At 52.8% G+C, this 12451-nt stretch carries 13 protein-coding genes and 1 other annotated feature; of the genes, 2 read left to right on the forward strand and 11 right to left on the reverse strand.

The genetic code is table 11. The annotated features are described in order from the left end of the window. Positions 1-12 precede the first annotated feature (12 nt). From pheS to araD, 10 genes are all read right to left on the reverse strand, one after another. Positions 13-1029 (reverse strand): phenylalanine--tRNA ligase subunit alpha, encoded by a 1017-nt coding sequence (gene pheS, locus BN6471_RS00840; protein ID WP_066644592.1) that lies wholly within the window; start codon positions 1027-1029, stop codon positions 13-15. Between the two features lie 117 nt (positions 1030-1146). Continuing rightward, on the reverse strand, positions 1147-1914 hold the full coding sequence (locus BN6471_RS00845) for a TrmH family RNA methyltransferase (RefSeq protein ID WP_066644594.1): 768 nt from the start codon (positions 1912-1914) through the stop codon (positions 1147-1149). Positions 1915-1989: 75 nt separating this feature from the next. Then, on the reverse strand, positions 1990-2349 hold the full coding sequence (gene rplT / locus BN6471_RS00850; RefSeq protein WP_066644598.1) for a 50S ribosomal protein L20: 360 nt from the start codon (positions 2347-2349) through the stop codon (positions 1990-1992). A gap of 31 nt (positions 2350-2380) precedes the next feature. Beyond that, positions 2381-2578, reverse strand: coding sequence for a 50S ribosomal protein L35 (gene rpmI, locus BN6471_RS00855; RefSeq protein WP_066644600.1), 198 nt, complete (start codon positions 2576-2578; stop codon positions 2381-2383). 59 nt (positions 2579-2637) lie between these two features. Further along, complete coding sequence (gene infC / locus BN6471_RS00860) at positions 2638-3093, reverse strand: translation initiation factor IF-3 (protein WP_407919467.1); 456 nt, start codon at positions 3091-3093, stop codon at positions 2638-2640. 85 nt (positions 3094-3178) lie between these two features. Then, positions 3179-3297: a sequence feature (ribosomal protein L20 leader region), on the reverse strand. A 46-nt stretch (positions 3298-3343) separates the two neighbouring features. Continuing rightward, a complete protein-coding gene (gene thrS / locus BN6471_RS00865; protein WP_066644604.1) occupies positions 3344-5281 on the reverse strand; it encodes a threonine--tRNA ligase in 1938 nt (645 codons plus the stop codon). 79 nt (positions 5282-5360) lie between these two features. Next, complete coding sequence (locus BN6471_RS00870; RefSeq protein WP_066644605.1) at positions 5361-6737, reverse strand: GTP pyrophosphokinase; 1377 nt, start codon at positions 6735-6737, stop codon at positions 5361-5363. 31 nt (positions 6738-6768) lie between these two features. Beyond that, positions 6769-7965 (reverse strand): NAD(+) synthase, encoded by a 1197-nt coding sequence (gene nadE, locus BN6471_RS00875; protein ID WP_066644609.1) that lies wholly within the window; start codon positions 7963-7965, stop codon positions 6769-6771. Continuing rightward, positions 7962-8960, reverse strand: coding sequence for a helix-turn-helix transcriptional regulator (locus BN6471_RS00880; RefSeq protein WP_066644611.1), 999 nt, complete (start codon positions 8958-8960; stop codon positions 7962-7964). Before BN6471_RS00880 ends, nadE begins: the two co-directional genes overlap by 4 nt. Next, the gene (gene araD, locus BN6471_RS00885) at positions 8953-9627 is read right to left on the reverse strand and encodes an L-ribulose-5-phosphate 4-epimerase AraD (RefSeq protein WP_066644613.1); all 675 of its coding nucleotides are present in this window, start codon (positions 9625-9627) and stop codon (positions 8953-8955) included. The genes BN6471_RS00880 and araD overlap by 8 nt, the downstream gene beginning before the upstream one ends. A 185-nt stretch (positions 9628-9812) precedes the next feature. Here araD and BN6471_RS00890 point away from each other — a divergent pair, with 185 nt between their 5' ends. Further along, complete coding sequence (locus tag BN6471_RS00890; RefSeq protein ID WP_066644615.1) at positions 9813-11021, forward strand: L-lactate MFS transporter; 1209 nt, start codon at positions 9813-9815, stop codon at positions 11019-11021. Positions 11022-11100: 79 nt separating this feature from the next. Here BN6471_RS00890 and BN6471_RS00895 read toward each other — a convergent pair whose 3' ends face one another. After that, on the reverse strand, positions 11101-11505 hold the full coding sequence (locus BN6471_RS00895) for a PaaI family thioesterase (RefSeq protein WP_082903241.1): 405 nt from the start codon (positions 11503-11505) through the stop codon (positions 11101-11103). A 160-nt stretch (positions 11506-11665) separates the two neighbouring features. Between BN6471_RS00895 and deoC the strand changes: the two genes are divergently transcribed. Then, positions 11666-12370, forward strand: coding sequence for a deoxyribose-phosphate aldolase (deoC, locus tag BN6471_RS00900; protein ID WP_066644621.1), 705 nt, complete (start codon positions 11666-11668; stop codon positions 12368-12370). The last annotated feature ends 81 nt before the right edge of the window (positions 12371-12451 follow it).

Raw genomic sequence — 12451 nt, forward strand, 5'->3', positions numbered from 1 at the left:
CCGTGCCCTCCTTTATACGAACTGGCGCAGAAAACGCGCGTCATTTTCATAGAGTAAACGAATATCCGTGATCCCGTATTTGGTGTTTGCCAAACGGTCGATGCCCATGCCAAAGGCAAACCCGGAATATTCCTCCGGATTGAGGCCGCAGTTTTGCAGTACTACCGGGTTCACGACCCCGCAGCCCAGCACTTCGATCATGCCCGCGCCCTTACACGCAGCGCAGCCTTTGCCGCCGCACACCGTGCACGTCACATCCACCTCCGCAGAAGGCTCTGTAAACGGGAAAAAGCCCGGGCGGAACTTTGTCTTTACGTCCTCCCCATAGAAGTTGCGGATAAACGTATTGATCGTGCCTTTCAAGTCCGAAAAGCGGATGTTTTTACCAACTACCAGCCCTTCCATCTGCATGAACACCGGCGAATGCGTCGCATCCACGTCGTCCGTGCGGAACACGCGTCCCGGGCACACCATGCGGATCGGGGGTTTTTGCCCCAGCATCGTGCGCACCTGCACGGGCGAGGTATGCGTCCGCAGCACCACGTCGTCGCTCACATAGAACGTATCCTGCATATCGCGCGCAGGATGGTCTTTGGGAATATTCAGCATCTCAAAATTGTATTGATCCAGCTCGATCTCCGGCCCTTCGTTCACATCAAAGCCCATGCTCAAAAAGATGTCGCGGATCTCATAATAGACCTGTGTCAACGGGTGCAATGCGCCTAAAGCCTGCGCACGCCCGGGCAGCGTGATATCCACGCGTTCGGCAGCGAGCTTGGCAGCGTCTTCCTTTTGCGCGATTTTCTCCGCTGCGCTCAGGAGCGCCTGCTCCACACTTCCCCGGGCAGCGTTGACGGCCTGTCCGAACGCCGGCCTCTCTTCCGGGGCAAGCGTGCCCATCTGCTTCATCAGCATCGTGATCTCGCCCTTTTTACCGAGGTATTTGACGCGGATATCATTGAGCTCCCCGCTCGATCCCGCCGCGCCGATCTCCCCCAGCGCCTTCTTTACGATTTCGTCGTTTGACATATTCCCTTTCCTCTCATGCTTAAAAAATTTATCTCAATTCATTATCAACTCGATCAGCAATCCCGCGCGCAGGGGACGTTTCCGCCGTGCAACGCTTCCTATCCGTTCAGCTTGCCGCTATCCCTGCTCTCCTAATACCTTGCGTACATCATATAACATTATACCCGCGGCGACGCTTGCGTTCAAGCTTTCCGCCCGCCCGTATATGCGGATCTTATACAGCACATCTGCCAGCTCCTGCACATCCTTTGATATGCCGCGCGCTTCGTTTCCAATGACCACGCACGCCTTCCGGGACGGTATAGCGATCCCATATTGCCCCGCGAGGCTTCCCGCCACGACCTGTACGCCCGTGCTTTTGAGTTTTTTGAGCGTATGCGGCAAGCTGCATACCTCGATTGGCACATGGAACGTAGAGCCCATGGCCGCACGCTGTGCCTTGGGGCCGTAGAAGTCTGCGCTGGTATCCGAGATGAATACGCCCTCCGCGCCTGCAGCGTCCGCTGTACGGATGATCGTCCCCAGGTTTTTGGGGTCGTTTACATCGTCGAGCGCCACATAAAAGCTGCCGCCGTAATCCGGAAGGTTCTCCTGCTTTTTGACGCAGGCGATATCGTTGGGAGGCGTTTTCGTATCCGCGACCTGCTGGATGATCTCGTAGGGCACGGAAATGACCTGTACGCCGTATTCCTTCGCAAGCGCGGCGGCCGGCCCGCCCGGTTCCGCCGTCAGGATACATTCCACCTCCTGCGCGGCGCCCAGCGCCTCACCGATCGTCTTCATGCCCTCGATGATATATTTGCCTTCTTCATCCCGCGCGCGTTTCTTTTTCAGGGAGCGCAGCGTCTTGATATATTCATTGGAATGGCTTTTGATCTCTTTCATGACCTTCTCCCATACGAACAAAAAAGGGGATAAAGCAGTTTTGATACCAGCTTATCCCCCAAAATCTCTTTTCGATTACGCCTGCACTTTTTTCTTTGCCGTTTCCGCCAGTTCTTTAAAAGCAGGTTTGTCGTTAACCGCCATATCAGCCAGTACTTTCCTGTTCAGATCGATCCCATTTTGCTTGAGGCCGTTCATAAACTTGGAATAGCTGAGGCCGTTCTGCCGTGCTTCCGCGTTGATCCGCACGATCCACAGGCGGCGCATATCGCGCTTTTTCAGCTTCCTGCCTGTATAGGCATAATTCATGGACTTCATGACCGCCTGTTTTGCGGACTTATATTGCTTGGACTTCGCTCCGAAATAGCCCTTTGCGAGTTTGAATACTTTCCTGCGTTTTTTATGCGAGCTTACCGCTCTTTTTACTCTAGCCATTTTTGTAAACCTCCCTTACATCCTCTCGATATTATTTGTACGGAATCAGAACTCTGACGTTCTTTTCTTCTGCCGCACAAATATAAGTACCCTTGCGGAGATTTCTCTTCCTCTTAGAGCTTTTCTTATTCAATATGTGGCTTTTGTACGCTTTGGATCTTTTTACCCTACCTGATTTCGTGACGCTGAATCTTTTCGCCGCGCCTCTGTGTGTCTTCATCTTAGGCATCTTAACGCCCTCCTTCTGTATCTCAAACTTATTATTGGCAACTTTTTAAACCCGGCCCCTTATGCTTTGGGGGCAAGGATCATAAACATGCTTCTGCCTTCCATTTTGGCATTCTTTTCGACAGCCGCGCAATCACCCAGCATTTCCAGGAACAGCTGCATGACAGTCCTGCCCTGCTCGGTATGTGCAAGCTGCCTCCCACGGAAACGGATGGACACCTTGACCTTGTCGCCCGCTTCCAAAAACTTGCGCACATTCTTAGCCTTGACCTCCATATCGTGCTTGTCGATCGTGGCGGAAAGGCGCATTTCTTTTAGGACAACGATCTTCTGGTTTTTCTTTGCTTCCTTCTGCCGTTTATTCTGTTCAAAGCGGTATTTGCCATAGTCCATGATCTTGCACACCGGCGGATTCGCCTTTGGCGAAATATTCACCAGGTCAAGATCTGCTTCATCGGCGATTCTTTGCGCCTCCTGTGAAGACATCACGCCAAGCTGCCTGCCGTCCTCGGCCACTACCCTTACTTCCGGTTCCCTGATTTGTTCATTGATGAACGGTTCGTTTGCGATTGTTCTTTCCCCCTCGCTTGTAGCGTTTCGCTTTTCATATAAAAAGCGGATAGATACTCTCTACCCGCTCATAAAAAACAATTACCTTTGTTTATTCGACCCATGCGCCCTTGCCCATAGGTGAGAAGCGGGTAGCTCCTGCTTTGTTTTACAACGATAATCTTACCACAGCGGCAGGCGCCGTGTCAAGTCATCCTTAAAAAATCACCTTTCCCCTGTCCTGCTGAACGATCAGGCCAAGCAGCTCCTCCGCCGCCATGCTGCCGATCTCGCCCTCGCCTCTGCGGCGCACGGCGAATGTCCCGTCCGCGATCTCTTTTTCGCCCGCCACCAGCATGTACGGGATGCGTTCGTTCCTCGCCTCGCGGATCTTATAGCCGATCTTTTCCTGCCGGTCGTCTACGCTGGCGCGAATCCCTGCATCACGCAGCCGCCGCGCGAACGCGTGGCAATATTCCGCCGCTTCGTCCGTTATGTTCATCAGCCGAACTTCCTCGCTCATCATCCACATGGGCAGTGCCCCCGCATATTTTTCGATCAGCATGGCGAGCGTCCGCTCGTAGCACCCGATGGAAGAACGGTGGATGATATACGGCGCTTTTTTCTGGCCGTCGCTGTCCACGTAGGTCATGGAGAAACGCTCCGCAAGCGCAAAGTCGATCTGCACCGTAAACAGCGTGTCTTCCTTGCCGAACACGTTTTTGAACTGGATATCGAGTTTCGGTCCGTAAAACGCCGCTTCTCCGTCCGCTTCATAATATTTGAGGCCGGTATGGTCAAGGATCGTGCGCATCGCGCCCTGTACGCGTTCCCATTCCTCCGCGTCGCCGATATATTTGCCCTTGTCGTTCGGATCCCATTTGGAAAATCGGTATGTGACGTCGTTTTCGATTCCCAGTATCTTCATATTGTATTGGATCAAATCGAGCACGCCCAAAAATTCCTCTTCCAACTGTCCGGGCGTACAAATGATGTGCCCTTCGGCAAGCGTGAACTGGCGCACCCGGATCAGCCCGTGCATCTCGCCAGACGCCTCGTTGCGGAACAGCGTGGACGTTTCGGCATAGCGGATGGGCAGGTCTTTATAGGAATGGTGCTCCGCATTATAGATCATGTACTGGAACGGGCATGTCATCGGCCGCAGCGCCAGCACTTCCTCGTCTTTCTCCTCGTCGCCCAGTATGAACATCCCGTCCTGGTAATGATCCCAGTGCCCGGAAATTTTATACAAGTCGCTTTTTGCCATAAACGGCGTTTTGGTGATCACATATCCCCTGCGCTCTTCCTCATCCTCGACAAAGCGCTGCAAAAGCTGGATCGTTTTCGCGCCCTTGGGCATCAGAAGCGGCAGCCCCTGTCCCACCAGCGGATTGGTGGTAAAGTAATGCAGCTCGCGTCCCAGTTTGTTGTGGTCGCGTTCTTCCGCCTCTTTTAACTGCTGCAGATAGGCGTCAAGCTCCTGCTGTGTGGGAAACGCCACGCCGTAAATACGGTGCAGCATTTTATTGTTTTCGTTTCCGCGCCAATACGCGCCCGCCGTACGCAGCAGCTTGGGTACTTTTACCCTGCCTGTGGAAACGGCGTGCGGCCCCGCGCACAGGTCGGTAAACGTGCCCTGCTCGTAAAAGCTGATGACTGCGTCCTCCGGAAGGTCTTCGATCAGCTCCACCTTGTAAGGCTCTCCCGCCGCTTTCATTTTTTCGATCGCTTGTGCGCGCGGCAGCGTATATTTTGTGAGCGGGATGTTTTCCGCCACGATCTTCTTCATTTCCTTTTCGATCTTTGCAAGATCCTCGTTCGTAAACGGGCGCTCCGTATCAAAATCATAATAAAACCCGCTGTCCGTTGCCGGGCCGATCGCCAGCTTTGCCTCCGGGTATAAGCGCTTCACCGCCTGTGCCAGCACATGCGAAGCCGTATGCCAAACCGCCTTTTTACCGTCTTCGTCTAAGAAGGTAAGGATCTCAAGGGCCGCGCCGTCCGGCACCGCCTGCGTAAGCTCGGTCACCGTGCCGTCGATCTTTGCCGCAACTGCGGCTTTCCCAAGTTTCTGGTTCAGCTCTTTTGCGATCTGAAGAGCGTTCATCCCATCCTTAAATTCCCTGACGCTGCCGTCAGCCAGTCTGATTTTCATAGTTTCGCCTCATTCTCCATAAATTTGTAAAACGTGCTTGTCATCGCTCCAATTATTTTACGCCAATTCATCCACCCAGTCAATTGATCTCCTCTACGCTCACGCTGTTGTTGAGGTATAGGAGGTAAATGGATTTTTCCTTGTTCCAGTCGGGCTTGTCCTTGATGATGTTCTCCACCGTCTTTTTAAGGGCCCGCGTCAGCTCTTTGATGCCCCCGCTGTATAACAGCGCGATATCCGCATGGCGGCGGAACACATATCCCATCTCGTTGATCAGGTCCGTCTTGATCTTCTGCGCGGTCTCCGCCGGGAACACTTCCTCCAAACGGTAAAGCTCCGCGTTGGCGGTCAGCCTCCCCTTGTAATAACGGATAAATGTCTCCAGGTCGTCGATGTTGCTGCCGCGTTCCAGTTCAAACAGGATCATGCAGTAGAGGTGCCAGTTGAAATCCACATTCATCAGCTTCTGGATGGTGATCCCCACCGTATCGATGAACTGGTCTCCCGTATTGAATCCGTGCTCCAATTCCAACGATTCGCGGAAATCCATCTCTTCCCCGGTCATGTTGCTGGTGATGTAGAAAATGTCCGTCAATATCCGGCCGTAATCTTCCATCTGCGCCGCGTTGTTCACAATAAAGAGATAGTCGATGATACTGTCGCAGCTTTCCTTGAACTGCACCACAAAACCCAAGTCATTTTTCATCTTGCGCGCGATCGTATCGTGTACCAGCTTAGAAACGATGTTTTCGATGGTTTCCTTGCGGTAATGCAGTTTGGAGCTGTTGTCGCGTTTGTACCTCTTATATAAGTCGTGCAGCTGGTGGTCGACCAGGTTCAGGTTTTCCTTGATGGAAACCAGGTTTTCAATCACCTGCTGCTCCACCATAAAGTATGACGGGTTCTTATAGATAATCCGGTGCTCGATCTCGCCCCAGAACATGTTGATCATGGACTTGATCTGTATCTCGAAATTCACACGGATCTCGTCTTCCTGCCCCTTGTTGTCCTCATAGCGCGCGTCGATCTTATAAATATCAAAGCCGTTCTTTTGCTTGACCGGCTGCTTTTCATTCAGCTTAAAGCGCATTTTGGGGAACTTGGAATTGTAAAAAAAGATCTGGTCGTCCGTTTTGCTGAACATCTGGAGCATCAGCTTATAAACATATTGCTCGTCCTCATTGAATTTACACTCGATACGGATGCCGATGATATCCTGTATATTCGCGACGACTTCCTCTTTTGAGGTATGCATGCGGTAATAACTGTTGCGGATCAGCTTTTCGCGCACGCTGTCCAGCTCCTTGACGCGGTACGAAATATTGAGCGTATACTCCGAATTCTTGACGATCACGTCTTCCAGCATATGCTTTAGGTCGTGCGCAATATTTTTGTATCGGTACTGGACGGTCTCGTAATAATCCACTACCTCGTCCACGTATTTGAAAATATCCATTTTTCCGTTTCCTTTTTGTTGTGTCGTATCCTTACTTTTTGATCCTTGTCAGGCAGTCCTTTAACAGGGTCACCTCGAACCCGTTGTGCATCAGCCAGACCACGGCATCCGAAAGCGCCGTGCCCACCTCGCCCGAAACCACGACCTTGCTTACCAGCTTGCGTTTCAGGCAGCCCGTCAGGTTCCCAAACGTACTGTTTACCGCTTCCCCATCCTTTACGCAAAACATGTTGTAATGCGCGATGGGCGTGTTGACCGTCTTGACGACCTCGTCGTAGAACGCCTGTTCCGGCGGATACTGCCCGATATACAGCACGATCTGTTCCGGGTGCGCGTTGATGTCAGCGATCGTCGTTTTCAGGATCCGTTCGTCGCCGACCTGTCCCACATGGATATGTACCGCGCTCTTTTTCTCATGGTATTCGTCCTTTAAAGACGCCGGCAAGGCGCGTTTGTGCGCCGAACGGTCGTAAGCCGCCTCCAGCTTCTCCCGTACGTCGCCTGCGATACTGTGGCCTTTGAGGTATGCGCAGATATCGTCGTAACGGATGCCCAACTCTTCCTCGTCCGTTGCCGAGATACCCAGGCCCGCCGCCGGCTGTTTTACCATCACCGCCTCCGGTGCGCCAAACGTCCGCGACATCTCATAGATATCGTCCTTCACCAACTCCTGGATGGGGTTCAAATCGCTTCCGCCGTCGCCGAATTTGGTATAGAACCCTGTGATCGCTTCGGTCGCGTGATCCGTACCCGCGACAAGCATCCCCTTGCTAAGCGCATACTGGTACATCATCCGCAGCCGCGGCTGCAAGTTTCCCAGCGTATACGCGTCCTTGGAAAACCCCCGCGCCCCTTTGAGGTCGCCAAGCGCCCCGGCATAGCCTCCCGCGATGGATACCGTATCGCACATGGCCTGCGGGTTTATTTCCATGATCCGCCTGACGCAGGCACGCGCGTCCTCAATATCAGCCTGCTGCCCATTGGGAAGGAGGACAAGGTAGAGCTTCCTCTTTGCGTTTTCGCACGCAACGGCGCACAGAGCCCCCACAAGGAAGCTGTCCACGCCGCCCGAAATGCCGAGCACGATCCCTTTGGCGTCCGAGCGCTCAAGATAGCGCTCCACAAAGCCGATAATCTGCTTTTTCTTTTTTTCGATATATTCCCCCCGCGTCTGCGTATCCCGTTTAAAGTCCGGGGAGATGTCGTTTAGTATGAGCCTTTGTTTCATTTACTTACCGCCTTATATCGTTCTGCCATTGCCCTTGCTTCACGCGCTGCCGCTTCCTTGAGTTCGCCCGGGGCCAGCACCTCCGCCTGCGCGCCGAACGAAAGGATCCACGACATCAGGTCTGGCGTGAGCGCCGCTTTCTTATAAAAGAGGAGCGCGCCGCCTTTTTCCTCCAGCCGGTCTGCCTTATGCGCGTGGAATTCCTTCACCAGCCGCGCCGCGTCGCCGGTAAAACGCACCTCCACGTCGCAGGCCGTATCCCCCGCCAGCTTATCGAAGCGCGTTTTCTGGTATTCCTCATAAAACCGTTTGGGTATGCTGAATGTATCCGACAGTATCTTGGCTTCCTCCATGCGCGACAGCCGCAGGTCGCGTACCGCGCCGCGCAGGTGGCAATGCCCGATCGTATGCCAGCAGCCCTCGCGCACTTCCAGCACATACGGATCGAATTTGCGCGTTACCGTTTCCCCTGTGGAAAAGGAACTGTATACGATCTGCAGGCTGCGCGACTCCTGCAGAGCAGCCTGCACCGCCTCCAGTATTTCCTCGTCCGTTTCCTCTTCCGCTGCCGAAGCAGGAACGATTTTGATCATTTTCTCGACATTTTCCATCGCACTCCGCGAAAGCTCAGGCATCTTGCCGAGTATCTTATCGAGTATCTTGAGTGCGTTTTTTGCAATATCAAGCGTTTTATAAGACTCCAGTACCTCACGCGTGAAGTAAAGCGACAGCACCTCCGCAATGGAAAAATCCATGTCGGAAAGCGCATATTTGTCCGCTTTATAGACAGTCCTTCCGCCGACCTCTTCCTCGTAGACAAAGAAATTCTGCGAGATATAGTCCATATCCCGCACCACCATACGCCTTGTCGCGTCGATGTCCGCCATGCGCTTCAGCGAATCGATGATTTCATTGATCGTATAACCGCTCTTTTTTTGTGCCAGCAACGACAAGATGAACAGCTGCCGCTCTGTGCTGGTAGCTTTATTATTCATGCGTTCTGGCCTGTTTCCTTTCAGTATGCTTGTCGATCAGGTATTCGTTCATTTCCGCATCGGTATTGAGCCGCATGGTATAAAAGGCCATTTCCGCGACATATTCGAGCGCCGCCGCATTATCCACCGTCTGCGGGATATCCTTGCCCCACACGAACGGCCCGTGGTTTTTGACCAGCACCGCAGGCGTGGTCATGGGGTTCTTCAAGGTAAAGGCGTCCACAATGACTTTACCGGTATTCTTTTCATAGTCCCGTGCGACTTCTTCGGCTGTCATCGTACGCGTGACCGGGATATCGTGCTTAAAAAAGTCCGCATGCGTCGTACCGAGGTTGGGGATGCTCTTGCCCGCCTGCGCGAATACGGTCGCCCATTTGGAATGGGTATGCGCCACACTGCGCACCTCTTTAAAGGACCGGTATATCTCAAGGTGTGTAAACAGGTCGGAAGACGGCGTATGCGCCCCTTCGATGATCTTTCCTTCCAGATCGCAGACGATCATGTCGTCCGGTTTGATCTTGGAGTACGGGATGCGGCTCGGTTTGATGACGATATACCCCGTATGCTCGTCCATCGCCGAAATGTTGCCCCACCGCAGCATCACAAGGCCGTATTTTTCCAGCTCCATGTTCGCCTTGTATACCTCGATCTTGATCCCTTCAAGCATAATTGCCCTACCTCAACTTATGTTCATTTTCCGGGCCGGGGATTGCGCCCCGTCCTTCTTTCCCTATTTTACATCCTGCCCCTTGTTTTCTCAAGTATTGCGTTGATTTTTCCATAAAAATCATATATCATTACGTTAGCATGCTAAAACGCATGCACAAATGATAATTTGGAGGTGGCCTTATTTTGAAATCACAGAACAAATTCCTGCCGCTTTTTGCCGGCGCAATCATCCAGCTTTGTATCGGTATCATTTATATCTGGAGCATTTTCCAGCCGGCTGTCATGGAATATTATGCATGGAGCGCGGCAGACGCTTCTGTTACATTCTCCATCATGCTTGCCACCTTTGTTTTAGGCATCGTTTTAGGCGGGCGCTTAAACGATAAAAAGGGGCCGCGCCCCGTCGTCTTTTTAGGCGGTGCGATGTTTGTAGCGGGCATACTGCTGTCGTCGTTCGTGCCGCAAAACATGCCTTGGCTAATCTACGTCTTTTACGGCGGCATGGCGGGTTTCGGCGTGGGCGCTGCCTATACGTCCACCATCTCGTGCGCGCAAAAATGGTTCCTCGACAAAAGAGGCTTCGCCACGGGCATCATCGTCTGCACGTTCGGCGCATCCACCGTTGTATTCACACCCATCGTCAATACGCTTTTAAAGGCGGTCGGCGTATCGCAGACCTTCCTTATCCTTGCGGTCATTTTTGCCGTGGTCATCCTGGTCTTCGGCTGGTTTGTTAAAAACCCGTCCAGGGAATATATGGATGCGTTCCACGTGGCGCTGCCCGACCTTTCCCGGCAGAAACAATATGCGCCGCTTGAAATGGTCAAAACGAAATATTACTATTTCATCTTCCTGTCCATGATGCTCTTGACGCCCGCATATTTTATCATCAATCCATTATTAAAGTCCCTGGGCGAGCTGCGCAACCTAAGCGAGGCCGCGGCGCTGGCAGGCGTCATGGTCACGGGCATCGCCTCGGCTGCGGGCCGCCTGGTCGCCCCGTGGCTGTCCGACAAGATCGGGCGCAGGAATGTGCTTTTTGTGCTCTACCTGGTCACGCTCGTGTGTATCCTGCTGCTGACGTTTGCACAAAGCTACCTGTTCATCGTGCTCATCGCGCTGATCGCCTTCGCATTCGGCGGAAGCGCAGGCGTGTTCCCGGCGGTCACGGCGGATTACTTCGGCATCAAAAACAACGGCGTCAACTATGGCCTCATCATGATCGCTTTTGCGGTCTCCGGCCTGTTGTTTCCCGCCATTGCCAAGGTGGTCACCATCGACGGCATCCCGACACCATGGACGTTCATCATTCCGGCTGCGGCCTGTGTTGTGGGCATTATCGTGACAGCGCTGCTAAAAAATGATTCGGCAAAAAAGGCCGGCCAATCCTAAATAAAATGAAGCAAAGAAAACAGGCGCCTTTCAGGCGCCTGTTTTCATACAAACCATGGATGGCCCGACCCCGCCTGCTTTAAAGCCCGATGCTTCCTTCCTTGATGAAACCTGTGACCGTCACGTAGGCGACGTTCGTACCAAGCTCGTCACAAACCTCCACCTCGTACAGGCATGTCCTGCGCGTTGCCGATATCTCTTTTGCGCTTGCGATCAGTTTCTTGCCTTTCGGCGGCCGGTTATAGGTGATGTTGTTTGACAGGGAAACCACGTTGCCATGCTTGCAGTTTGCCGCGACCGCAAATGTAAAATCCGCGATCGTAAAGATCATGCCTCCCTGCACCACATTGCCCGCATTCAGGTGCTTGTCCTCGATCAGCGCGCTGCAAACACATTCGCCTTCTCCCGCGCTGTCGATCACGATCCCCAGTCCTTTTACAAAGCGATCCATCTCAAAAAACTTTTTTACACGTTCAATATCCAATGCATTTCCCTCCTGCCCGAACTGTTCCCATTATACTCCTTTTTCCTGATAGATAGTGCATGTTTTTTTGACATATTTTTTTATCACTTGCCATTGACATTGCCTATTCTCTCGCTTATGATAATACTGTTTTAAATGACTTTTCGGAGGCCTTTACCCTATGTTTTCACTTGAAGATCTTCCCAGGATGATTGATATGACTTCTATTTACGCGGATTCGCAGCTGAAAGATATCGACCGCGTGTGCGATATCGCCAAGGCATACCATTGCGCTTCGACGATCGCCTTTCCCTGCTATCTTTCCTATACGATCAAGAATACCATCGGTTACGACGACGTCCTGCACGGAAGCGTCACCGGCTTTCCCTTTGGCGGCGAGCTTACGTCCGCAAAGGTATATGAAGCAAAGCAACTGGAGCTGATGGGCGCACAGGAGATCGATATGGTCATGAACGTCGGCGCATTTTTGTCCGGCAACCAAAAATATACGAAACAGGATATGACGACCGTATGCGAGTCTGTTAAAGTCCCGGTCAAGGTCATCATCGAGACGTCGTTTTTAAATGATGCGCAGATCGCCACGGCCGCAGAGCTCGCGGTCGCCGCGGGTGCGGAATTTGTCAAGACGAGCACGGGGCTCCACGGCAGGCCCACGACCGTGCACATGATCAAAACCATCAAGGATGCGATCGGCGACAGCGCCCTGATCAAAGCGGCGGGCGGTATCCGCGATGTGGATACGATGCTTGAAATGATCGACGCGGGCGCCAGCCGTTTTGGCCTCGGCGTACGCAGTGCAGAGCCTATTCTCCGTGAAATCGATACGCGGCTTGCACGGGAAAGCCTGATGGATTATATCAAATAGCAAGCGGTTTTGTAAGGAGCGCAGCCCGCGCTCCTTTTTTTGATACGCAAAAAAGCCGCATCCGGGGATGCGGCCTTCCTG

Origin of the sequence: Christensenella timonensis (genome assembly GCF_900087015.1) — a bacterium.
GTDB classification, from domain to species: domain Bacteria; phylum Bacillota; class Clostridia; order Christensenellales; family Christensenellaceae; genus Christensenella; species Christensenella timonensis.